23 protein-coding genes are annotated in these 22481 nt (G+C 50.6%); 20 read left to right on the top strand and 3 right to left on the bottom strand.

Annotation, left to right across the window (positions count from 1 at the left end):
* Positions 1-326: 326 nt before the first annotated feature.
* The 13 genes from C1752_RS12320 (at position 327) to katG (ending at position 14805) form a co-directional block, all read left to right on the top strand.
* Positions 327-1694, top strand: a complete 1368-nt coding sequence (locus C1752_RS12320; protein WP_110986359.1) for an efflux RND transporter periplasmic adaptor subunit — start codon at positions 327-329, stop codon at positions 1692-1694.
* A gap of 44 nt (positions 1695-1738) precedes the next feature.
* A complete protein-coding gene (locus tag C1752_RS12315; RefSeq protein ID WP_110986358.1) occupies positions 1739-5002 on the top strand; it encodes an efflux RND transporter permease subunit in 3264 nt (1087 codons plus the stop codon).
* A gap of 169 nt (positions 5003-5171) precedes the next feature.
* Positions 5172-5351: a hypothetical protein gene (locus tag C1752_RS12310; protein WP_110986357.1), complete on the top strand. Its 180-nt coding sequence runs from the start codon at positions 5172-5174 to the stop codon at positions 5349-5351.
* A gap of 2 nt (positions 5352-5353) precedes the next feature.
* Positions 5354-5788 (top strand): cation:proton antiporter domain-containing protein, encoded by a 435-nt coding sequence (locus C1752_RS12305; protein WP_110986356.1) that lies wholly within the window; start codon positions 5354-5356, stop codon positions 5786-5788.
* Positions 5785-6408, top strand: coding sequence for a GUN4 domain-containing protein (locus C1752_RS12300; protein WP_110986355.1), 624 nt, complete (start codon positions 5785-5787; stop codon positions 6406-6408). Before C1752_RS12305 ends, C1752_RS12300 begins: the two co-directional genes overlap by 4 nt.
* Positions 6409-6659: 251 nt before the next feature.
* A complete protein-coding gene (locus tag C1752_RS12295) occupies positions 6660-7676 on the top strand; it encodes a zinc-dependent alcohol dehydrogenase family protein (RefSeq protein ID WP_110986354.1) in 1017 nt (338 codons plus the stop codon).
* A gap of 75 nt (positions 7677-7751) precedes the next feature.
* Positions 7752-8477: an SDR family oxidoreductase gene (locus C1752_RS12290; RefSeq protein ID WP_110986353.1), complete on the top strand. Its 726-nt coding sequence runs from the start codon at positions 7752-7754 to the stop codon at positions 8475-8477.
* Between the two features lie 105 nt (positions 8478-8582).
* The gene (locus tag C1752_RS12285; RefSeq protein WP_110986387.1) at positions 8583-9596 is read left to right on the top strand and encodes an NAD(P)-dependent alcohol dehydrogenase; all 1014 of its coding nucleotides are present in this window, start codon (positions 8583-8585) and stop codon (positions 9594-9596) included.
* Positions 9597-9730: 134 nt separating this feature from the next.
* A complete protein-coding gene (locus tag C1752_RS12280; RefSeq protein WP_110986352.1) occupies positions 9731-10348 on the top strand; it encodes an NADPH-dependent F420 reductase in 618 nt (205 codons plus the stop codon).
* A gap of 154 nt (positions 10349-10502) precedes the next feature.
* On the top strand, positions 10503-10958 hold the full coding sequence (locus C1752_RS12275; RefSeq protein ID WP_110986351.1) for an SDR family oxidoreductase: 456 nt from the start codon (positions 10503-10505) through the stop codon (positions 10956-10958).
* A gap of 254 nt (positions 10959-11212) precedes the next feature.
* The gene (locus tag C1752_RS12270; RefSeq protein ID WP_110986350.1) at positions 11213-11620 is read left to right on the top strand and encodes a VOC family protein; all 408 of its coding nucleotides are present in this window, start codon (positions 11213-11215) and stop codon (positions 11618-11620) included.
* Between the two features lie 39 nt (positions 11621-11659).
* The gene (locus C1752_RS12265) at positions 11660-12358 is read left to right on the top strand and encodes an SDR family NAD(P)-dependent oxidoreductase (protein WP_110986349.1); all 699 of its coding nucleotides are present in this window, start codon (positions 11660-11662) and stop codon (positions 12356-12358) included.
* Positions 12359-12510: 152 nt separating this feature from the next.
* Entirely contained in the window at positions 12511-14805 is a 2295-nt protein-coding gene (katG, locus tag C1752_RS12260; RefSeq protein WP_110986348.1) for a catalase/peroxidase HPI, read from the top strand.
* A gap of 320 nt (positions 14806-15125) precedes the next feature.
* Here the strand turns inward: katG and C1752_RS12255 are convergent, their stop codons facing one another.
* Complete coding sequence (locus C1752_RS12255) at positions 15126-15950, bottom strand: class I SAM-dependent methyltransferase (protein ID WP_110986347.1); 825 nt, start codon at positions 15948-15950, stop codon at positions 15126-15128.
* Between the two features lie 194 nt (positions 15951-16144).
* Here C1752_RS12255 and C1752_RS12250 point away from each other — a divergent pair, with 194 nt between their 5' ends.
* From C1752_RS12250 to C1752_RS12235, 4 genes are read left to right on the top strand one after another with little or no spacing between them, the layout of a single operon-like run.
* Positions 16145-16609, top strand: coding sequence for a cupin domain-containing protein (locus C1752_RS12250; RefSeq protein ID WP_110986346.1), 465 nt, complete (start codon positions 16145-16147; stop codon positions 16607-16609).
* Position 16610: 1 nt separating this feature from the next.
* A complete protein-coding gene (locus C1752_RS12245) occupies positions 16611-17555 on the top strand; it encodes a VOC family protein (protein ID WP_110986345.1) in 945 nt (314 codons plus the stop codon).
* A gap of 22 nt (positions 17556-17577) precedes the next feature.
* Positions 17578-18468 carry an SMP-30/gluconolactonase/LRE family protein gene (locus C1752_RS12240; protein ID WP_110986344.1) on the top strand — a complete coding sequence of 297 codons (891 nt, stop codon included), beginning with the start codon at positions 17578-17580 and terminating at the stop codon, positions 18466-18468.
* Complete coding sequence (locus C1752_RS12235) at positions 18468-18968, top strand: DoxX family protein (protein WP_110986343.1); 501 nt, start codon at positions 18468-18470, stop codon at positions 18966-18968. The genes C1752_RS12240 and C1752_RS12235 overlap by 1 nt, the downstream gene beginning before the upstream one ends.
* A 12-nt stretch (positions 18969-18980) precedes the next feature.
* Here C1752_RS12235 and C1752_RS12230 read toward each other — a convergent pair whose 3' ends face one another.
* On the bottom strand, positions 18981-19871 hold the full coding sequence (locus C1752_RS12230; protein WP_110986342.1) for a helix-turn-helix domain-containing protein: 891 nt from the start codon (positions 19869-19871) through the stop codon (positions 18981-18983).
* Positions 19872-20046: 175 nt separating this feature from the next.
* Here C1752_RS12230 and dps point away from each other — a divergent pair, with 175 nt between their 5' ends.
* Positions 20047-20571 (top strand): DNA starvation/stationary phase protection protein Dps, encoded by a 525-nt coding sequence (gene dps / locus C1752_RS12225; protein WP_233501550.1) that lies wholly within the window; start codon positions 20047-20049, stop codon positions 20569-20571.
* A gap of 507 nt (positions 20572-21078) precedes the next feature.
* Here dps and C1752_RS12220 read toward each other — a convergent pair.
* Entirely contained in the window at positions 21079-21654 is a 576-nt protein-coding gene (locus C1752_RS12220; RefSeq protein WP_199464372.1) for a TetR/AcrR family transcriptional regulator, read from the bottom strand.
* Positions 21655-21728: 74 nt separating this feature from the next.
* Here C1752_RS12220 and C1752_RS28430 point away from each other — a divergent pair, with 74 nt between their 5' ends.
* Positions 21729-21887 carry a hypothetical protein gene (locus C1752_RS28430; RefSeq protein ID WP_158535084.1) on the top strand — a complete coding sequence of 53 codons (159 nt, stop codon included), beginning with the start codon at positions 21729-21731 and terminating at the stop codon, positions 21885-21887.
* A 111-nt stretch (positions 21888-21998) separates the two neighbouring features.
* Positions 21999-22424, top strand: a complete 426-nt coding sequence (locus C1752_RS12215) for an ester cyclase (RefSeq protein WP_110986386.1) — start codon at positions 21999-22001, stop codon at positions 22422-22424.
* Positions 22425-22481 lie beyond the last annotated feature (57 nt).

Here is a 22481-nt window from a genome sequence, read left to right as displayed (position 1 = left end):
AGAGGGTCAATATCAGCTAGATCCGTTAGCTAACATTAGCTGTGTGAATAGCAGATATCTATCCCGTCAATATCAAGAAATATCTGACAAATTTGAGCAAGAACTGACAAGACAAACCAGAAGACTTCCTCTTAATCTACTTAAACTCTATTCATTCTCTGAACCCTTTCAAACAGAAATAACGACCGCATTCCTATGGCTATCGCTCTTCAACGCGCTAGCCGTTCGTGTGGCTCGGCCCTTAGAGGCAGGCCAATCGGAAATTGATAGCTAGACAAAAATCCAAAATTGCTGCAGATATATCTCTCTAGAGCAGGCTTCGTGAAATGATTGCTGAACACAAATTAAAAAGCTTCTCGCTACTTTTGTCTGTTATTGCTTTATCTACCTCTTCAATACTCGGAGGATGCGGTGGCAAAAAAGAGGCGCAGCAGCCAAAAGCCATCGCAGTCAAGCTAGCAACCATTGAATCTGATACACACGTTAACAGCAGCGAATTTATCGGGACTTCAACGGCACGAGATCGCGTTAGCCTCGCTCCTCGAATCGACGGCAGAATCATAGAAATTTTTGTCAGGCAGGGACAGAGAGTGCGCAAGGGCGACAAAATCGTTCGACTAGAACCAACCCAAGCCCAGGAAAATGTCAATGCAGCCAATCAGAGCGTCAACGTTGAGCGGGCTACGTTAGGTCAAGCCCTAGCTGAACTCAGAACAGCCCAGGCAAACCGTGCAGTGGCGGCTGCTCAGGTAAAAAGTGCGAAGGCCGATTTAGAAAATTTGGGTGCCGAAGTCGAATTAGCACAGATCAATATGGGGCGCGCCAAAATGCTGGTTAAGGAGGGCGTGCAGCCTCAGCAGAACTTAGATGATGCCAACCGCGATCTCAAGACAAATATAGCTCAGCGCAATTCTCGCCAAGAAGCTCTCAATGCAGCCGTCGAATCCCTTGAGGCTTCTGATAGACAAGTCGATCAGGCCAGGGCAAGTATTGCCAGTCAAAAGGCGGCAGTTTCTCGCTCAGCGGCTGAATTGAAGTCAGTCGGTCAAAATCTTGCTTTTAATACAATTAGCGCTCCGATTGATGGGGTGATTGGTAGCTTTGATGAGAAGAAAGTCGGAGACTACGTAAGCATTGGTGAGCAACTGACGACGCTTACCAACAACCAAGATCTTGAGCTGAATATTAATATCCCGATTGAGAATCGCGATCGGCTCCAGCGAGGGTTGGCGACAGAAACAATTGAAGATGGTGAGACATCGAGCATTAAAGGAACAATTTCGTACGTTGCTCCGCTGGTGCAGCAGAATGCCCAATCAATCTTGGCGAAGGTAACGTTCCCCAGTCAGAGTCGGTTGCGAGATAGAGAGTATGTCCGCGTTCGAGTGATCTGGGATCAAAATCCAGGAATCCTCGTCCCCACAACAGCCATTTCTACTCTAGGTGGGCAGAGCTTTGTTTACGTCGCGAAAGAACAGAAATCTGAGGCAGGCGAGGCCACTCTAGTGGCTCAGCAGCAGCCCATCAAGCTGGGCAAAATCCAAAATCAAGCCTATCAGATTCTCTCTGGCGTCCAAGTCGGAGATCGCATCGCCACCTCCAATATTTTGAGTCTCAAAGACAGCACACCGATCACGGAAGCAGAGACGGTCGGAAGTCTAGAAGCAGGAGAGGGCCAGCAGCAGAGTAACTGACGATTACGGCTTTTAAATTCCGGCAACCTAATCTCTAGACACTAATGCTGTTTTCTGTTTCCACTCCCTTCATCAAGCGTCCCGTTTTAACAACCGTCTGCACTATCGTGATTGTGCTGCTGGGTCTGATTTGTATGGCCTTGCTGCCACTGGATAAACTGCCTCAGATTGCACCAAAGCAGATTGCTGTCCGGGCAAATTACGTGGGGGCAGATGCCAAAACTGCCGTTGAGAATGTAACGACCGTCCTCGAACGCGAGATCAACGGCACCGAGGACATCAAGTGGATCAGCTCCAGCACCGACAACACCGGCAGCGCCACGATCAACGTCTCTTTCCCGGTTGAAAAAGATACGAATACAGCACAGGTGCTCGTGCAAAACCGGGTAGCGCAGGCACAGTCCAATCTGCCCCCAAGCGTTACAGCGACGGGGATAACCACAGAGAAGGAGTCTCCGAGCGTCACGCTGGTTTATTCCCTTTACTCCGAGAAAGATAAAGCGGGTGACTACTACTACGAACCTGATTTTCTCTATAACTATCTCGATCGCTATCTCTGGAATGAACTGAGGCGAATTGAAGGAGTGGGCAGTCTCAGGGCTTTTGGTGCCGCGACCTATTCGATGCGCCTCTGGCTCGACCCTGACAAGCTGGCAGCTCGGGGGCTAACGGCAGCCGATGTGGTGAATGCGGTTCAAAGCCAAAACTTTGAAGTAGGGGCAGGGGGCGTGGGTCGTCAGCCCACCGTTCCGCAACAGCAATTTGAGCTGCCGCTAAGGGTGTTAGGACGCTTCACGACGGTCGAGGAAGCCGAAAGTTTAGTGGTTCAAGCTGGAGAGAACGGCACGCTGATTAAGGTTAGTGATGTGGGTCGCGCAGAGTTAGGCGTAGAAAGCTATTTTTCTCAGGCCGTATTTGATGCAGAGAACCCAGCGGTGGGACTCGTCATCTATCAACTTCCGGGAACCAACGCACTCAATACAGCCGAACTGGTGAAGGCCAAAATGGCGGAGTTAGAGGCCGACTTTCCGCGAGGCTTGAAGGCTGAAGTCGCTCACGATAACACGCTGTTTATCAATGCGTCTCTAAAGGATCTGCTCGTGACCCTTGCCCAAGCCATTGGGTTGGTGATCTTAATCATCTTTATCTTTCTGCAGGATTGGCGAGCGACTTTGATCCCCGCCGTGGCGATCCCGGTAGCTTTGATTGGGACGATGATTGCGCTGCAGGTCTTGGGTTTTACGCTCAATCAGTTAACGCTGTTTGCCTGTATTCTCGCCACGGGTCTAGTGGTAGATGACGGGATTGTCATTGTCGAAGCCGTCTCAGGCAAGCTGTCTCAGGGTATGAGTCCTCAGCAGGCTGCTTTAGATGCAATGGATGAGCTGGTGGGAGCTGTAATTTCTACGTCTGTTGTGTTAATGGCCGTCTTCATTCCAGTAACGTTCTTCCCTGGTACGACGGGGATTGTGTATAAACAGTTCGCGCTGACCATTGCATTTGCCGTTGTTTTTTCAACGTTTAATGCCCTCACCTTTTCGCCCTCAATGTCTGGGGTTTTCCTGCAGCGAGCGGAGCCGGTGAAGGGGCCTTTGGGCTGGTTATTCCCTCGATTTAATCGCAGCTTTGATGGGTTGAAAGGACGCTATCGTCAGCTCATTGAGTTCTTGACTCGGATCAAGCCGGTAGTGATCGCTATCTTTGTGGCGGGTTTAGTTCTGACGGGGTGGGCCTATCAGACGCTGCCTCAAGGATTTGTGCCCGAAGAAGACCAGGGCTATTTCTTTGTGATTATCGAAGCACCGCCCGGAGTTTCGTTGAACTATACCCACCGAATTACGGAGCAAGCCGCTCAGATGATGATGGATTACGAGGAGGTGGAGCATACGATGGGGCTGTCAGGCTTCTCTTTCGATGGCCTGAACAGCAATAAAGGCATTATGTTCGTCAAGCTCTATCCCTGGGCGCAGCGCCCCAAAGATTCTAGCTCTATTTTCGGGGTGCTTCAGAAGGCCAATCAGCAATTTCAGCAAGGTATTGACGGGGGAAGAGTGATTGCCGTTAACGCTCCGCCGGTCGATGGTCTAAGCAGCTTTGGGGGGTCAGAAATTTTTATTGAAGACCGCCAGGGTAGAGGGATGGATGCCCTAATCGACAATACCCAGAAAGTGATTGCCGCCGCGAATGAGCGACCCGAGGTTGCAATGGCGCTGACCACCTTTACCTTCGACAGCCCGATGCTAGAGGCGGATATTGATCGCGATCGCGCCAATGCTCAAAACGTAGACGTGAGCGAGATTTTAACTACGCTGCAGACCTACCTTGGCTCTAATTTTGTCAATCAGTTCGTCCTCGACGGCAGGCTCTATCGCGTCTATGCCCAAGCAGAGGCGGAGCAGCGCCAGAACCCGGAGGATATTAATAGTTTGTATGTGCGATCGCGTGACGGTGAACTCATTCAGCTCAGCAATCTCATCAATGCGAAACAAATTTCTTACCCACCCATTGTCAGCAACTACAACGTCTATCCAGCGATCAAGGTCAACGTAGCCCCTGCGCCTGGATATAGCTCAGGGCAGATCATTCAAGCAATGGAAGAAGTTGCTGAAGCCACCCTGCAGCCCGGTTTCGACTATGAATGGACCAATACTGCAGCGGAAGAGAAGTCAGCAGGTGGCGCAGCTCCAATTGTGTTCGGTCTGAGCTTTGTGATGGTTTTCTTGGTCTTAGCAGCACAGTACGAAAGCTATATCGATCCCTTGATCATTATGCTTTCTGTTCCACTAGCAATTTTGGGGGCGCTGGGCGGAATTTGGCTGAGAGCAACGGTTTTTCAGGCGGGTGGCGTTTGGCCGGTGCTGAACAACAATATCTATGCTCAGGTTGGCTTAGTGATGCTGATTGGGATGGCGAGTAAGAATGCGATCTTGATTGTGGAATTTGCGAATCAAAATCGTGATTTGGGGATGAAAATCAAGCAAGCCGCTATCTTTGCTTCTGAGCAGCGATTTCGGGCTATTTTGATGACGGCGATTTCGACACTGGCAGGCTTTATCCCGTTGGTGATTGCGTCGGGTGCGGGTGCAGTAAGCCGCTGGTCGCTGGGGACAGCAGTCTTTGGCGGCATGTTGGTGGCAACGACGTTGAGTCTGATCTTTGTTCCGATTCTCTATATTGTCATCAAGAATCTGGAGGAATCTTTCTTGAAGGGTGGCGGCAGGAAAGGAAGAAAGATGGAGGCTCTTGGACCTTCGATGAGTGAGGAGGAAGCTGAAGCCAACATGGTCAAGAGTCCCCCGGATAAGTGAGATTGCGTCATCGGATTACTGTGATGAGATAACGATTGGAGAAAGCTCTAGATGTTCAAAGACTGGAATTTCAATGATTGGATGAATAACGGTTTATTTTTTGTCACCGCGATCTTGCTGTTCTGCTCTTTTGTTTTTGTCTGAAACAAGATGAACAATGAATTTTAGAATGCTGATTTTTTCAGGAATAGTAACCGCTTTTGTGGGTGCAGCGCTGGGTGTCGTGATCGATCATGTGAGTCAGACTAAATCTCGCAGAGCCACCATTATTCTCGTCGGCTCAACCTTAGGCTTTGTGATTGGCGTTGGGTATGAGGCAGTTCAGCAGCAAAAAGAAGAGAAACAGTAGGCATGCCCATAACTTTTTGGCAGATCGTTCCGTCGATGATGCACTTAAGACAGCCCTTCGTATACATATATACAACGATCTTTTTTGTCACGATTGGAGCCAGCGTCAACCTGCGCGTTCTGAATCCGCTGATGCCTGAGAACCGAGAGGGGCTAGTGATCGCCGGGGGGGGTGCGATCGCAGTGAAAGCAATCGCAGGCTACGCGCCCTTCGGTGATAAACCCATCAATCGATTCGCAATAGGCACTAGCATGACCCTTCGAGGAAAAGTCGGTCTTATCGTTGCTGGTTTGGGAGCCTCTACCGGCGTTTTGTCTGAGTCTCTGGATGCGGCTGTTTTGATTATGGTAGTGGTAACAACGCTGATTGCTCCGATTCTTCAAATACACCTCTCACGTACCTTCCACCACCAACGAGATCAAAGGAGCAGCCAATGAGTAATGCCGATAACGCCCTAGGTGAACAGCTCGCTGCTATTCAAGCGCAGCTTCAGGAGCTCATGACCCAGATAGAGGAAGTCAAGACGCAAGTTTCACCGCTGCAGCAGCTATCAAAGCAAGTCACCAAAATTGAGCAGAGACTCCTAGCCGTTGGCGATTTATATCGCTATGAACAGCTTCAAGATTATCTTGCTGACCATCGTTGGTATGAGGCAGATCAGGAAACCATTCGCTTGATTCAAGATATCGAAGGCGTGGCAAACCTAGAGGATCTAAGGCCCGACGACATCCGCAAATTTCCTTGCGGTCAGCTACAGGTACTCGATCAGCTTTGGCAAACCTATAGCGATGAACGGTTCGGGTTCAGCGTTCAGCTCCGCATCTATCAGGAGCTGGGGGGAACGCTCGATACCACAATCGCTCAAGATCAAACCCTCGTTGAGAAATGGGGCGATCGCCTGGGCTGGCGGGAAGGCGATCGCTGGCGCAAGTGTCATGAACTCGACTTTTCCCTCGAAGCCCCCTTGGGCTGCCATCCATCTGGCTGGTGGAACTCGCCCTACGGCTCGAAGATGACAAACTACTTCCTCGCCCGACTGCTAACTTGTGAACAATAGACTGCACCTATCAACTTCGTGGATAAATCAAGAAATATCAAAAGGATTCCATACCGAGATTTTCCCGTGACCCGAGAAATCGTGCTGGAGGCTAGCAGCACAGTCACAGATGTGAACCCAATATTCATGCTATCGATTCCATATATCCGTAGTATGCATTTGACTAATTAATGAGGCGGTCATTAGGCTACCGATAGTAAGTCAATATCGAATTTCAGTTACAGCCTAGTTTGCAGAATGGAGAGATGAGAATGGCACGCATTGTCCGTATTCATGAATTTGGTGGTCCTGAGGTTCTCAAGATTGACGACCAAGAGCTGCCGGAACCTAGCAAGGGTGAAGTCCGCATTTCGGTGAAGGCTGTTGGCTTAAACCGTGCAGATGCGCTCTGGCGACTTAATCAATATATTGAGGTGCCAAAACTTCCTTGCAAGCTTGGCTATGATGCTGCGGGGACGGTTGAGGCGGTGGGGTCTGGTGTTGACAATGTAGCCGTGGGCGATCGCATCTTCACTATCCCCGCATTCTCTCAGGGAGACTATGGCGTATACGGTGAAGCGGCGATCGTTCCCGCCAACGCAATCTGGCCCTGGCCTGAGCGCCTTTCCGCAGAAGAAGCTGCCTGTGTTGGGGTTCAATATACAACGGTGTACTTTGCCCTAAGCACGATAGGTGAAGTTGGAGAAGGCGATACGGTACTGCTCACAGCGGCAACGGGTGGCGTCGGTTTCGCCGGAATTGAAGTTGCGAAGCAGCTTGGTGCATCGGTCATTGCCACCACTCGAAAGCGAGCGAAAGCGGCAGCACTATCGGAGGCTGGGGCCGATCACGTGATTGTGACTGACGAGGAGGATTTAGCCACCCGCATTGAGGAGATTACGGGAGGCAAAGGCGTCAAGATAGTCTTCGATCCGATTGCAGGAAAAAGTATTCCGACACTGCTGAACTCTTTGGCAGTCGGTGGGCGCTATGTGTTGTACGGAGTTCTCGATCAGACTGATCCGGTGCTGCCCGCTATGTCGGTACTGGCTAAAAACATCAGTTTGCATGGCTATAGCGTATTTGCCTACACGGGCTATCCGCACATGGGTATGCCGCAGCAGGTTGAAGCGGTGGCTGAGGCACGTGAGTTTCTGCTGCCGCGCTTGGCCGACGGTCGGTTGAAACCAGTGGTGAGCGAAACCTTCAAGCTTGATGATGTGGTGGCAGCGCATCAGTCGCTGGAGTCAAACAAGCAGACCGGAAAGATTGTGCTGCAGGTGAGCTAACCCTAATGACGGATCTGGAAGCGCTGCAGCGGCTGGGCAGACGAAAACCTTCAATTTCTACATTTAGGAGTTTTAATGTCCAAGATTAATCAGACTGTCACGATTGTCACCGGAGCCAGTAGCGGTATTGGAGAAGCGATCGCAAGAGAACTCGCTAATGCAGGGGGCAAAGTCATGCTTGCTGCCCGCCGCGAAGACCGCCTCAAAGAACTTGCTACCGAATTAGGAGACGGCGTTGCCTACCACGCGACAGATGTCACAGATGTGGATCAAACTCGTGCTTTAGTCCAGGCCACGATCGCAAAGTTTGGTCAGGTCGATGTATTCATCAACAATGCAGGCGTGATGCCAGTCAGTCCACTCATTGACCTCAAGCTAGACGACTGGAACACAGCGATTGACGTCAACATTCGCGGCGTTCTGCACGGGATTGCAGCAGTCTTACCTCATTTAATGGAGCGCGGCAGCGGTCATGTGATCAATATCGGTTCGGTTGCCTCTCTACATGTCTTTCCTAACTTTGGGGTTTACTGCGGCACTAAATTTGCGGTCAAGGCGATCAGCGAAGCCCTGCGGAAAGAAACGTTGGGCAAGGTCCGCGTCACCACTATTTATCCGGGTGCGGTTGAGAGTGAGCTGATTACGGCCAGCAATGATCAGCAAACGGGTGAGCAGGTTGAGGAGAGCTTCAGCTTTATCTCGCCGACCGCGATCAGTCGAGCTGTTCTCTATGCGATCGAGCAGCCTGATGACGTTTCGGTCAATGAAATCGTTGTGCGTCCTTCTGATCAAGAGCTGTAGGACTTATGCAGAAATTTTAGAGAAAAGTGTTGAACGACGCCTCAAAACAAGCCGATTTGCTGCATTATCGAACTCTAGCCCTTGATTTTTCTAGGAGAAACAACCGTGATTAAAGGATATGCCTGCAAAGAGAAAGGCGGACAGCTCAAATCCTTTGAGTACGATCCAGGCGCACTAGGCCCAGACGAAGTTGAGGTGGAAGTTGAATTCTGCGGCATTTGCCACAGTGATTTGGCGATGATTGACAACGACTGGGGGATGTCTAGCTATCCGTTTATTCCCGGTCATGAAGCCGTCGGTAAAATCGTGGCCGTGGGAGATCAAGTCTCTCAAGATCGCGTCGGTCAGCGGGTTGGTGTGGGTTGGCAGTCAGCGTCTTGTAATCACTGTAAAAAATGTGGCGTTGGGAAAGAGTCGCTGTGCCTGAACGGTAGCGAAGTGGCTGAAACCATTGTCGGTCGCAATGGCGCTTGGGCAGAGAAGGTGCGATCGCAAGCCAAATGGGCCATCCCAATTCCCGAGACGCTCGATCCATCACTCGCGGGTCCACTCATGTGTGCGGGCACCACCGTTTGGTCTCCTATTCGTCATCACGGCGTTCGACCGGGAATGGAAACGGCAGTTTTGGGGGTTGGCGGTTTAGGTCATCTAGCGGTGCAGTTCCTAGCCAAGATGGGCACGCAAGTGACCGGCCTGAGTACCACTCGCTCCAAGGAAGAAGGAACCCGTGAACTCGGAGCCACAAACTTCATTGCCACCAAAGAATCACCGGAGGATCTGGAAAAAGCTGCGGGTCGGTTTGACGTGATTGTATCTACCGTTTCCGCCGATGTGGACTGGAACGCCTACATTCAGACCCTATCGCCAGAGGGAACGCTAATTCTCTGCGGCGTTCCGGGCGGCGCAGTTGAGTTTATGCCCTTTCCGCTCATTGGCACTGAGAAAAAAATCGCGGGCGGTCGAGCGGGAGCGCCTGCTGATACCCAAGCGATGCTGGAGTTTTGCGCCACTCATGACATCGCGCCCATGTGCGAGCAGTTCGCGATGGAGGATATCAACAAGGCCGTGCAGCATGTTCGGGATGGCAAAGCTCGCTATCGGGCTGTTGTTGCTGCATAGATTCTCATCGTTGTGAGAAGGAGGTCACCCCGGTGAAAACACTCGCTTGCTTGTAGATAGCAGTCAGCTCCGTTTGGGTCTTTGGCAAGACGCGTGAGCAATGTACAGAAAAAATACTAACTGGAGCATCAATAATGAGGATTGGCATTATAGGCAGCGGAAATATTGGAGGAGCCTTAGGGAGACTATGGGCACAGGCAGGTCATGAAGTCTTCTTCTCCTCGCGCAATCCTGAAACGTTGAGCGAGCTGGTTGAGAAAGCAGGGAGCAATGCTCAGGCTGGGACGGCAGAAGATGCGATCGCATTTGCAGACATCATTCTAGAAGCGATCCCCTTCGCGGCCACGATGTCACTATCGGCAGATGCTCTGGCCGGGAAAACGCTAATCACAGCTTCAAACTACTACCCTAAGCGAGATGGAGATGTTGAAGTCAGCGCCCCAAGCCAAAGCGAAGCACTGGCGCAAAAGCTGCCGAAGACCACCCTCGTTAAAGCGTTCAACATGATGTTCGCGGACGAGATGGAGGCGCGGGCCAACGGTCAAACCGAGGATGAACTCGCCATCTTTTATGCAGGTGACAACCCAGAGGCAAAGACAACGGTTGCTCAACTGATTAAAGAGGCAAAGTTTGTGCCGATAGATGTTGGCTCACTCGCTAACGGACATTATTTCCAAAACGGAGCACCCCTCTATGCCGAACGCTGGTCTAAGAAAGAGGCACAAGAGGCACTCGCTCAGGTCAAGGAGTAGGGTGCAGCAGTGAGGGAATAAACGCACCTGTATTTTCTGCATTTTTTATACAGAACATCAAATAGGAAACATCCAACCGAAAAACAAAGTATCAATCGGTACGCCCCATCATTGCGACTTAAACCGCTACATCTTCTCTTTGTTTGCTTTCGCTATGACACAAAAAACGCTTTCATTTATGGAAACCGCAGACGCGATGGCGTCGATGGACAGCAAGTTCTGGGGAGCCTATCGAGCAGTGAAAGCAGCCAAGATGTGCGCCACTGGTTCGGTCACGTTGTTCTCGGGTGTGCTGAGTCACAGGCCTGCGGTGGGGACAGTTGCTGCAACCACTGTCAACGCCGCCGTAGAAGGATTAGGCCGCTCCTTGGCAGTCGAATTAGCCCCCGTGCGAGTCAACGTGATTTCTCCGGGCCTGGTCAAGCCCCCAATCTATAGCGATATGCCCGAGGAGCAACGGGAAGCCATGTACAAAAACACAGCCGAGCAGCTCCCAGTCCAGCGAATCGGATTACCTGAAGACATCGCGGCAATAGCGTTGCAAATCATGACTAACCCTTATCTCACAGGAACAGTCATCGATATTGATGGCGGTAGTCTCTTTGTTTGAGCAATATCAAGCCCCTTTGCAGAGAAATTCAACCATGCAAGTTTTAGTGATCGCTCGAATTGAAGAAGGCCTCCCTCTTTCTTTCGAAGCCCCCTCGGACTATTATCCCTCAGGCTGATAGAACCCACTCTAGGGTTCCAAAAGAACAAACTACTTTTTAGACAGACTGCTAATCTGTGAACTATAGTTTGCTGGTTTGTCCGATCAAGATTCATTGTAAGCAAGACAGGTAGAACGATAGGAGAACTCAATTCATGAAATTTCGATACACCTACACCCGTCTAAACGTCGAGGACTTCCAAGCCTGTAAAGCCTTTTACCGAGATGTGATGGGACTCGACATCAAGTTTGAAGACGATATGGATGAATACGTCGAGTTTGACGCCAACGGGATTCGGATCACGCTGTTCAATCGCAAGAAAATGACAGATTTTATTCCCCAAACAGAGTCCCTGAGCTATGACCCTCACAATGCTCAGGTTGCTTTGTCCTTTCAGGTGAAGAGCTTAGATGATGCGATCGCATATCTAAAAGGCCACAGCGTAGAACTACTGGCTCCACCCACCAACTATCCTGATCGAGGCTTTCTTTCTACCTGCTTTCGCGATCCAGATGGCAACCTGATTGAGCTAGAACAAATAACCGACGTGTTGATTACATAGATCTGTGAAAAATAAGGTCCAATTGGAATAGGAACACCTATGCCATCTCAACACAAAACGGCTCTAGTCACTGGAGGCAATCGGGGGATCGGCTATGCCATTTGCGAAGGACTCTTAAAAGCAGGGTTTGAGGTCATTTTGGCGGCGCGATCGCAACCCAAAGCCCAAGCCGCTGCCGAACAGCTACACCCAGACGTAAAAACACTTGAACTCGACGTGACTGACGATCACAGCATTCAGAAAGCGGCTGAAACTCTCACTCGACAAATAGAGCGTCTCGACGTGCTGATCAACAACGCCGGCATTTATCCCGACGAAGGCGTCAACATCCTCACGATTTCACGGGAGCTTCTTGACCAGACCATGAACACAAATGCCTTCAGTCCCGTGAAGATCACACAGACCTTCCTGCCGCTGCTCGAAAAATCTGACAGCGCCAAAGTGATCAACATGTCCAGTGGCTATGGCGCTTTGGATGGACTCTCGGCAAATGTTCCCAGCTACTGTTTATCGAAGCTGGCACTGAATGGAGCGACTATTATGCTCGCGAATGCTCTGCGGCCAAAGCAGATTGGCGTGTATGCCATGTCTCCTGGCTGGGTGGCGACGGATATGGGAGGTGAGTCGGCACCGCGATCGCCCGAGCAAGGTGCCGATACGGCAGTTTGGCTAGCGACGGAAGCGACGCTAGCAATGACGGGGAAATTTTTTAGCGATCGTATTGAGACAGCCTATTAAAGACAACTGAATATCTATCTGCAGAGAGATTGAGTATCTAGCGTTGATCGTGCCATCTTAATTATGATTGAGCGCCGTCAATGCCAGCACACGGCCCAACTTACTGCAGCAACTCGCCAGACTGAAGACACTTCCTAGAAAGGATTGGACCCATGAACAACACCCCTACCGCCGCTCCTGCGCAATGCCCTTTCCGTGGAACCCGCGTTGGCGGCGCTCTCGGCTCCAAGCCACAAACCGATGATTGGTGGCCGAATCGGCTTCAGGTCGAACTTCTCCATACACAGTCGTCCCAAGCCAATCCGCTACGAGATTTTAATTATCAAGAAGCCTTTGAAAAGATTGATTTTGAACAGTTAAAGAGTGATATCAAAGCGCTGCTAACGGATTCGAAAGATTGGTGGCCTGCTGACTACGGCAATTATGGGCCGCAGATGGTCCGCATGGCGTGGCACGCCGCAGGCACCTACCGGATCGCAGACGGTCGCGGCGGTGCCGGTCAAGGCATGCAGCGCTTCGCCCCCCTCAATTCTTGGTGGGATAACGGGAACACCGATAAATCACGGCGGCTGCTGTGGCCGATTAAGCAGCAATATGGTGCAGCGCTGAGCTGGGCTGATCTAATGGCTCTAACGGGCAACTGCGCCCTTGAGATTATGGGCTTCAAGACCTTCGGCTTTGGCGGCGGTCGCATTGACGCCTGGGAAGCAGACCGGTCCACCTACTGGGGTTCTGAGTTTTGGAATGGCCAATCGCTCGAAGAAAGCGGAGAAAGAGGTAAGCAGCACGCCGGTCATCCAGATCAGATGGTCACCCGCGAGATCCGCTGGGTCGGCAAGCCGGACGAGGAACATTACGACCTTGAAAATCCGCTGGCGGCTTCGCACCAAGCACTAATTTATGTTGATCCCGAAGGTCCGAACGGTGAGGGCGATCCCGCCGCGTCCGCCCGCGATATCCGCGAGACCTTTGCGCGCATGGGGATGAATGATGAGGAAACTGTGGCGCTGATTGCAGGCGGTCATGCCTTCGGTAAGAGTCACGGCATGGTAGAGCCGGACAAGATCGGCCCCGCACCGGAAGCCGCACCGCTCCAGGCAATGGGCCTCGGGTGGCAAAACCCAAAAGGGACAGGATTTGCCCAATATACAATGACGAACGGGATTGAAGGATCCTGGACGCCAGACCCGACCCAATGGGACAACAGCTACCTAGAAAATCTGTTCAAGTACGACTGGGAAAAGACTGAAAGTCCAGCCGGTTCCATTCAGTGGCAGCCGAGCAGTCCAGATGCACCGAAGACGCCGGATGCCCACCAGCCAAACGTTGAGCACTCGCTGATGATGATGACGTCGGACTTGGCGTTAAAGGTTGATCCGGCCTATCACGAGATCTGTCAGCGCTTCGTCGGTGACTTTGATGACTTCAGCGATGCGTTCGCTCGCGCTTGGTACAAGTTAATGCACCGGGATATGGGTCCGAAGGCGCGCTACCTTGGCCCAGAAGTCGCAAAAGAGGACTTGCCCTGGCAAGATCCGATTCCGGCGCTCGACCATGATGTTGTTGGTGATGCCGATATCGATGCTCTCAAGCATAAGATCCTCGAGAGTGGACTCTCTGTCTCAGCGCTCGTGTCAGCCGCTTGGGCATCAGCGTCCACCTACCGTGACACTGACAAGCGCGGCGGCGCAAATGGCGCGCGTGTCGGCTTAGATCCGCAGAAGGATTGGGAGATGAATCGCCCCCAGGAGCTTGGCGAGGTTCTATCGGCCCTTGAGCAAATTCAGTCAGACTTTAACGGTGCTCAGTCGGGCAGCAAAAAAATTTCAATGGCAGACCTGATCGTTCTGGGCGGCTGTGCTGCAGTCGAGAAGGCGGCGCAAGATGCCGGTGTTTCTGTATCTGTTCCGTTCACTCCGGGTCGAATGGATACGACTCAGGAAATGACCGATGTTGAAAGCTTCAATTGGCTGAAGCCGGTCTCGGATGGTTTTCGGAACTACCACAATGATGCGATTGGCTTCAAGGTAAAGCCAGAGCGGATCTTTCTTGACCGAGCGCACCTCCTAACGTTGACCGCTCCTGAATGGACGGCCCTCGTCGGCGGACTGCGTGCCCTCGACCAAAACTGGGATCATTCAAAGCACGGTGTCTTTACCGACCGGCCCGGTGTTTTAACCAATGACTTCTTCCGAGTTCTGACCAGCATGGACTATGAGTGGAAGCCCGCCGACGATCGCGAGAGGCTCTTTGAGATTTGCGATCGCAAATCCGGCGAGACAAAGTTCACTGCAACATCCTGCGATCTGATCTTTGGTTCAAACGCAGAGCTACGCCAAGTGGCCGAAGTCTACGGTGCTGATGATGGTCATGAACGCATGGTCAAAGACTTCGTTGCGGCCTGGGACAAGGTGATGATGCTCGATCGTTTTGACGTCCACGCTTGACGGCTCGGCTAGAAGACAGAAATGTATCAACAAAGCCCCGAGCCTGTTATGTGTTGATTAGGACTGTCTAATTAGTTGTGTTGCAAGGATGGACTGCTCTAGTAGTAGCTTATAAGCCTTGCTATTCCTTGCAACACATCCTTGCCGAGCAGACGTTAGGTGCAAGTGATCTAGAATTGGGAATGAATTTTCTGGCAGAGCTAATGTGGTGAAGGGACAAGGACACGCTGGCGATGACGGGGAAATTTTTTAGCGATCGCAAAGGAACGTCTTACTGATTAGATGAACGCTAAACTTGGATACTTTATCAGTTACCAATATCACTTTTTTCGGGCAATATGAAAAGCAGAAAGATTTGAGAGTTGGAGGCGGCCCGCGAAGTTTTTGTCTATTTTCTTTCGTAATCCTTCACATAGATCATCTCTGCTTTTCTCATTTAGCTCCAAATATTGTGAAAAGGTACTCAACAGTGTCAGATACTCATCCACACTGTACGCTGTTTCCCACACAATCTGTTCAAACACGATATCCTTGAATTGACCTGAATTGGTAAAAATTTGTTCAAGTTTTTTCAGTTCTGCTTCATGAGTTTCCTTCCCTTTGTACTTCAATAGAGAGGGAGCATGAACTTGGTAGACGTCCTGAAATATTTGATGGACCTCACGAGAAGAAATGGCTGGTACATTCCACAATAAAATGAGTGCACCATTGTTCTGTAAAGCATTAGCTATTTTCGGGTACGCAACTTCTGGTCGTATCCAATGAATTGAAGTCGCTGCTACAACAGCATCGAATCGCCCTACCTCCAGGGTCCACTCCTCAAATGAAGTATTTTGGATCTTGACTTTCGGGTACTCAGCACAATTCTTTTGAGCAATTGTGCAAAAATCTGGGTTTGGCTCAAGGCAAACCATTGAAAAATCAAACTCAGCAAACGCAACTGTTGCAGTTCCAGGACCACATCCTATTTCAAGAATCCTTGCATTATCGGTAAGTTGAGTCAATTCAACAACTCGATTGATCAATGCTTTTGGATAGTGAGGTCGTGCTTTGTTATAAGCCTCTGCTGCGGGAGAATACCAAGTTCTCCTTTGTTCCAGATCCTTGTTAGAGTACTGCTTGTCTGCTTGTTCGGTATCTTGCATCACTCAGTCTCGAAAGTGTGTGCTGCCCAGCTCGAAACTGTATTCTAGTTCAAAGCCCCAACGAATAGCGCTGAATCAATTTGTTAAATCCTGCCTATGAGAAATCCAGGTTTAGAGTTTAATATCTCTCTGAAGATAGATTGTTCCGACGGTGGGCCATGTCATCTTAATTATGAATAATAGAGACTTGAACAATGACCGCTCCTTCCAGTGAGAATCCACCAACCCAGCCCTATTGGCATGTCTGGACTGACGATGACGGCATCAGCCACCAAACCCGCTGTGAGCTGACTAACTTTGAGCAAGAAAGCATGGGCGGCGACGCCGATCCGCAGTGGAACAATCGCTTGATGAGCGCTGACGCTAAGATCCTGTTCGCCGAGCTGCCGGTGGGCTGGGTTGGTGAATGGCACGAAAATCCTAAGCCGCAGTGGATTGTGCCCCTGTCGGGCTGCTGGTATGTCGAAACAATGGACGGTAAACGAGTCGAAATGGGGACTGGCGAGATCTCGTTTGGAGCCGATCAAGACACAAAGCCAAACGCCGAGGGACATCAAGGCCACATCTCTGGAACCGTGGGTGAGCAGCCGGTTCAGATGATGATCATTCAGCTAGAGGGCGATCGCTGGCTGGGGATGCGTCCAGGAGACTTGAGCTGAGATGGTTGCCGTCAAAGCAATTCACTCCATTGCCCTGACGGTGGCGGAACTTGACCGCACCCAGAGCTTCTATATTCAGGCTCTGGGTTTCAAGCCCGTGGGTGACATTACGATAGAAGCAGCTAACTATAGCCAGATTGCTGACGTTCCGCCTCGTCCGGTGCGGATTGTCACGCTTCAGCTTGGGGATGAAACTATCGAATTAGTTGACTGTCTCGACTCGGATTCTGCACCGATTCCGAGGGATTCTCAGAGCAACGATCTTTGGTTTCAGCATATGGCGATCGTTGTCAGCGATTTAGACCGCGCCTACAAGCATCTGCAGTCCTTTTCCGTTGAGCCAATTTCGGACGGGCCTCAAACCATTCCAGCAAACAACCCGACCGCAGGCGGGGTACGGGCCTTCAAGTTCAGAGATGTTGACTATCGAAGTCTAGAGCTGATTTGGTTCCCTGAAGGGAAGGGCAAAGAGAAGTGGCATCAGAACAGCGATGATTTGTTCTTGGGGATCGATCATAGTGCGATCGCAATTTCTAACGCCGACATCAGCAGGCAGTTCTATCGCGACCTTCTAGGCATGACGGTCGTTAGCAGCACGCTTCACTCTGGCGAAGTCCAGGCGACTCTTGATGGCTTACCCATCGCTGACGTTCAGGTTATTCCCCTGCAGCCCGCTCAAACCAGCATCGGCATTGAGCTTTTAGACTATATCAAGCCGGGTACCGGTCGCCCCATTCCTGAACACTGGGACGCGAGCGACCTAGCTCACATGCATATTATTCTTGAAACTGAAGAGATTGAATCGGCCCTAGAGCAGCTCAAACAAGCAGATGTTGAAATCGTCTCTCCCCATTGGGTGAACTTTCCCGACACCTATCGATTTCGTCGGGGCTGTCTAATCAAAGACCCTGACGGCCATGCTTTGTTGCTCGTCGGATGTCGGTAGAAACTTGTCGAGGCAATGCCCCATGTCTAAGACGCTTGTTATTTACGACTCTCGTTTATGCGATCTGATTTCACCTAATGCAGAACTCAAGCAGTTAGCAGAGGGCGCAAAGCACAGCGAAGGCCCAGTCTATTTGCCGGAAGACAACAGCGTAATTTGGAGTGACGTCAGCGGTAACCGAGTCTTTCGCTGGAGTGTTCAGGACGGCACCCAAGTAATCCGCGAACCCAGCGATTATCAAAATGGAAATTGCCTCGATCTAGAAGGGCGACTGGTCAGTTGCTCTCATGGAAAACGCGCCATTGTCAGGCGTGAACACAGCGGAGAGTGGCAAACATTGGTGGACCGCCACCAAAACAACCGTTTGAACAGCCCCAATGATGTTGTCATGAAAAGGGATGGCACCCTCTGGTTTACCGATCCTCCCTTTGGCTTGACTCAGGCTGGAGAAGGCTGCAGCGGACAGCAGGAACAGCCTGGAAGCTTCGTGTTCCGCTTTGATCCCGAGACTGGAGAAATCGATGCGGTGATCACAGAAATGGAACGCCCCAATGGACTGGCGTTTAGTCCTGACGAAAAGATTCTGTACGTCTCGGATACCTCTCAGGTCAACTATCCTCAGGGGCATCACTACGTTCGAGCCTACGATCTTGTTGACGAAAAGCAGGTGGCGAATGGTCGATTGTTTAGCGCCATTGAACCCGGTCAGCCCGACGGTCTCAAGGTTGATCCGCAGGGCAATCTGTTTATTACCTCCGCCGACAGTATTCAGGTATACGCTCCCGACGGGACTTGTCTCGGCAAGATTCTGGTGCCTGAAGTCTGTGCCAATCTGACCTTCGGCGGTCAGGATGGCAGGCGTCTTTTCATCACAGCGGGCCGCTCTTTGTACACCATTGATTTATTGAAATAATGCTCAATTTTTTAGAGTCTGCTTTAGACTTGTTGCGATCGCTTTATCCAGCCTTTCCCACCGGTATACAGGGCGGCACCCTACTGGCTCTGCGAGTCGGCCTGGGCATCCTGTTTGTGCTGCACGGCTATCCAAAAGTGACCCATCTGCAGCAGTGGTCCGAATCTTTAGAGATGCCGATTTATCTATGTTTTTTATCGGCTTCATCCATGGTCTTGGGCGGTATTTGCCTGACCTTTGGTTTATTGACGCCTCTGACCTGTTTAGCACTGCTGGCTTCGATGGCATTTGCTTTGGTTTTAGAAATCACCAAAGGTCTACCCTTCATTGCCAATGATCCCTATCTGATACCTGCAGGAGAGTACGAAGGTGAAAACGGCAAAGGTGAACCCCCGAGTCAGGAGAAAGCCTTTGTTTACAACCTAATGTTGATTGTCCTGTTGGCGTTTGGCCCTGGAAGCTTCTCCCTTGATGCTTGGCTTTTCGGAACTGTTTTGTAAGGGCTACGTTGTTTAGAGATTTTGGTTCTCTCGATAGGCTTTGGGAGTGACGCCCACAGACTTACGGAAATGCTTTGTCAGATGACTCTGATCGGCAAACCCACTGCTCAAGGCCACGTCGGTAATCGAGAGGGAATCCTGCTTGAGTAGCTGCTTCGCCCGCTGGATCCGCTGTTGCAAAACATAGCGATAGGGAGGTAGGCCAGTGGACTGCTTAAACATGGGAGAGAGATGATGCTGACTCATCTTCGCCACGGCCGCTAAGTCAGCCAACCCGATTTCCTGATCTAAATGAGTATCGATATACTCCAGCACATTCCGGAGTCGCTTGTTTCCCATCCCCTTTGCACACTCGCGGATGAGTGGCTTATGGGTACAGTAGTTGCGAAGCAAGTGAAGTGCAATGATATTGGCGAGGGAATCGGTGTAGATGCGATCACCTATTTCTTGCCGTAGAAATTCCTGGCGACAGCATTGAGCTAAAAACTCAAGCTGCGAATCACGCCCAAAGGCAACATTGCGTAATGCAACTGAACTAGGATCTAAACACTCGGTTTCCGCTGCGACCTGCTGCAAATGCGAAGGCTCGATGACAAATGCGACCGTCTCATCAACGGTTTTCCAGGCCCACTCTGCTGATGTATTGGCAGAGGCTAACCAGAAAGCACCCGCAGGGTTCTCGCCTTCATAGACTTGCTTCCCAAGCCGGGTAAACTGATGCGTACTGCCCTCGCTCATTGTGACTAATAACGCATGTTGGGCAACGCCAGATGTTGTCAGTTCACCCGGTTTTTCCATGTGATGCTCAATGGTGAAGCCACCCGACTTCAGCGGCTGTCGCGATAAAACCCAGTCGTCAGGAACAATGTTAGAAAACGAAGCCTTTGAGGTTGAGTTATTCAAAATGTAGTCCTGTGGCTTTGCCTAGTTCCTAAATATTTTCAGTTCTGTTGTCTTCTGTCTGTGAGTGTCTATACCACCACACTTTAGGTAATACAGACCTACTTAATTGTGCATGGATTCTAGATCAGACCAAAGATCCCAAAAGGTGACAAGACAAAATTTGGCTAATTTTACTATGTTGAGCACATCTAAACGCTGGGCCAGCATGAAATCCGACGGCAGCTACTATTCGACGCGAATTGATTTGGCTCCTGAGGTTCAGGTAGAGATAATTGAAATTCTCAATCGCACCTTAGCCTCGACGATTGATCTCTGGACTCAGGTAAACTGCGCCCACTGGAACGTCAAAGGGATGCAGTTTTTCTCTCTATATCAACTATTCGAGCAACTGGCAGAACAGCTCAATTATTTTGCGACATTGGTGGGTGAACGCATTGTGGCCCTGGGCGGAGTGGCGTTGGGAACGGCCCGCACTGCAGCACAGTTTTCTGAAATTCCTGACTATCGGTTGAGCAGCAGAGAGGGGCAGGGATACGTCTTGTTGCTGGCTGAGCAGATGGCTGTGTATGCTCGGTCGGTGCGATCCTCTATCGAGATTGCTCAGGGTCTTGGTGAAGCAAATACCGCAGACCTCTATACCGAAATCTCTCGGTCAACTGACAAGTTTTTGTGGATGCTGGAAGCACATGTTCAAACCTAGAATGCTCCAACAGGTTGTGGCTGACCCGTAAAATATGAAGTATGAGGAGCAGCCATTCCATGACAAACGGGGACTCAATCGAAGTTGATTTTCGGCAGGAAAAAAGTATCTCACAGGTGCTCACCCAGCCTGCCGCCTTGATCTCAAGCTGAGACGTGGCCTGGGACCATCTTCATTTTGAATATCATTACCACTCATCTCACGAAACACCCGCGCATCAAGCGGCCCAGCATATTATTACGATTCAGACTGAGGGGCGCGTCCAGGTAGAAAGACGCTAAACGCCCTGAGTTCGTGATGGGTGAGACGACACCGAGTAATCCCGACCATGCTTTAGCCTTTCGCATGGACCTAGAGCAAGAACTCTTTTCGATGTCCATTTCTTAGTACAAAAGAGTGGTGCTGCGCCCCGGCTTCATGTATGGCTTTGACGGACATTCAAGCATTACGGCCAAAGCACCGAACCTTTGGCCGACTCACACTCATACAACCGTTTCACTGACTGTCTTACTCAGTGGTATTAACCAGAATTTCATACCGGAGGCGTATCTCTGTTAGCCGCTCTGCCTGATTGGCGTATGCCTTGGGGTAAACCCCGATAGCAAATTCGCCCACGAGGGCATAGTAAGCCATCCGCGCCCGCACCAAGGCTTCGGTCGACGTAAAACCAATGCTGATAAATAAATCCTTTGTATAGTCTAAGCGCCGCTGATCGACCTGAACTAACGTCTTAGCAACTATGGCATCGTTGGTCGCCCAAGCCCTAATTGCAATCTCTTCGCGCCCTTCGTCTTGGATTGCTAACTCAAAGAGACGTAGCAACTTTTCACGGGGCATCCCCCCCGCTGCCTCCACCTGATCAATGATGCCATCAGTCTGCTGGCTGACCCACTTCTCCAAAATCGCTGTTAATAGCTCAGCTCGATTTCTGAAGTGCCAATAGAAGCTTCCTTTGGTCACCTGCATCATTTTCGCCAAAGGCTCTACCCGCACAGCCTCTATTCCACTGGCGGCCAGAGCCTTGAGTCCTTGCTCAATCCAGTCATGACGACTAAGTTTAGGACCATCTTTTTTCTTCACCATACGGCTGCGTATTGACATTAATATCGACGAATACTACTCTAAGACCATACGGCATCGTATGGAGAAGAGTATCAATGCTTCTATCTCACTCAAAACGCATATATCGCTTGCTTCTGCGCTGGTATGAAGGACAGCGTTCCACGCTCAAGCACTTGGCATTTTTCGGTCTGCTGCTCATCTTTCTGTGGGGTGGCAATGCCGCTGTGGTTTCGGGTCAGCCTGCGGATGACTGAGAAATGGCACATTTTGTCCCATCGAGAGGAGTGGCAATCGCTGATTCCCTGGCGGTCGCTCCACTCCCGCCCCAAACATCTCAATTTATTGCTCGTACAGGAGATAACGCTATGACGTCGACAGATTCGAAGGCAATTGCGTTGCGATTTGCCCATGATGGCTGGGGTACAAACCCCAACTGGAGATCAGCGTGGGATAACTTGATGAGTCCTGATGTTGTCTACCACTTCAATAGTGCTTCTGAACCTATTGTGGGCTTGGAGGCCAACAAAGCGTTCAATGAGGCTTTGTTTCAAGGCTTCCCTGATATTAAGCAAGCAATGGAAGATATTTTGGTTGATGGCGATCGCGTTGTTTACCGAACAACGATTGAAGGAACACAAACAGGAGAATTTTTGGGCATCCCGCCTACGGGTAAAACGGTTAAGGTCAATGACTTCACGCTGTTGAAAATGGAGGAGGGCAAAATTGCAGAGTGGTGGTACGAGACGAACCTGCTTGAGGTGATGCAGCAGCTTGGGTTAATCGAGAGATAAATCTACTGGCTTGACTCTAGGAAGTGATTATTTATTGATGGTGGTCCGTCAGTCACT

Source organism: Acaryochloris thomasi RCC1774, from assembly GCF_003231495.1.
GTDB lineage: Bacteria > Cyanobacteriota > Cyanobacteriia > Thermosynechococcales > Thermosynechococcaceae > RCC1774.
Note: the sequence above shows the minus strand (reverse complement) of the source record. Positions and strands in the feature narration are given on the sequence as shown.

Excerpts from the sequence above, each read along its gene's own strand:
- C1752_RS12320 (WP_110986359.1), top strand. The coding sequence starts at position 327 with ATGATTGCTGAACACAAATTAAAAAGCTTCTCGCTACTTTTGTCTGTT.
- C1752_RS12235 (WP_110986343.1), top strand. The coding sequence starts at position 18,468 with ATGCTCAATTTTTTAGAGTCTGCTTTAGACTTGTTGCGATCGCTTTAT.
- C1752_RS12290 (WP_110986353.1), top strand. The coding sequence starts at position 7,752 with ATGTCCAAGATTAATCAGACTGTCACGATTGTCACCGGAGCCAGTAGC.
- C1752_RS12220 (WP_199464372.1), bottom strand. The coding sequence starts at position 21,654 with ATGGTGAAGAAAAAAGATGGTCCTAAACTTAGTCGTCATGACTGGATT.
- C1752_RS12280 (WP_110986352.1), top strand. The coding sequence starts at position 9,731 with ATGAGGATTGGCATTATAGGCAGCGGAAATATTGGAGGAGCCTTAGGG.
- C1752_RS12240 (WP_110986344.1), top strand. The coding sequence starts at position 17,578 with ATGTCTAAGACGCTTGTTATTTACGACTCTCGTTTATGCGATCTGATT.
- C1752_RS12305 (WP_110986356.1), top strand. The coding sequence starts at position 5,354 with ATGCCCATAACTTTTTGGCAGATCGTTCCGTCGATGATGCACTTAAGA.
- C1752_RS12245 (WP_110986345.1), top strand. The coding sequence starts at position 16,611 with ATGGTTGCCGTCAAAGCAATTCACTCCATTGCCCTGACGGTGGCGGAA.
- C1752_RS12265 (WP_110986349.1), top strand. The coding sequence starts at position 11,660 with ATGCCATCTCAACACAAAACGGCTCTAGTCACTGGAGGCAATCGGGGG.
- C1752_RS12215 (WP_110986386.1), top strand. The coding sequence starts at position 21,999 with ATGACGTCGACAGATTCGAAGGCAATTGCGTTGCGATTTGCCCATGAT.
- C1752_RS12310 (WP_110986357.1), top strand. The coding sequence starts at position 5,172 with ATGCTGATTTTTTCAGGAATAGTAACCGCTTTTGTGGGTGCAGCGCTG.
- C1752_RS12315 (WP_110986358.1), top strand. The coding sequence starts at position 1,739 with ATGCTGTTTTCTGTTTCCACTCCCTTCATCAAGCGTCCCGTTTTAACA.
- C1752_RS12255 (WP_110986347.1), bottom strand. The coding sequence starts at position 15,950 with ATGCAAGATACCGAACAAGCAGACAAGCAGTACTCTAACAAGGATCTG.
- katG (WP_110986348.1), top strand. The coding sequence starts at position 12,511 with ATGAACAACACCCCTACCGCCGCTCCTGCGCAATGCCCTTTCCGTGGA.
- dps (WP_233501550.1), top strand. The coding sequence starts at position 20,047 with ATGTTGAGCACATCTAAACGCTGGGCCAGCATGAAATCCGACGGCAGC.
- C1752_RS12300 (WP_110986355.1), top strand. The coding sequence starts at position 5,785 with ATGAGTAATGCCGATAACGCCCTAGGTGAACAGCTCGCTGCTATTCAA.
- C1752_RS12295 (WP_110986354.1), top strand. The coding sequence starts at position 6,660 with ATGGCACGCATTGTCCGTATTCATGAATTTGGTGGTCCTGAGGTTCTC.
- C1752_RS12275 (WP_110986351.1), top strand. The coding sequence starts at position 10,503 with ATGACACAAAAAACGCTTTCATTTATGGAAACCGCAGACGCGATGGCG.
- C1752_RS28430 (WP_158535084.1), top strand. The coding sequence starts at position 21,729 with ATGCTTCTATCTCACTCAAAACGCATATATCGCTTGCTTCTGCGCTGG.
- C1752_RS12270 (WP_110986350.1), top strand. The coding sequence starts at position 11,213 with ATGAAATTTCGATACACCTACACCCGTCTAAACGTCGAGGACTTCCAA.
- C1752_RS12250 (WP_110986346.1), top strand. The coding sequence starts at position 16,145 with ATGACCGCTCCTTCCAGTGAGAATCCACCAACCCAGCCCTATTGGCAT.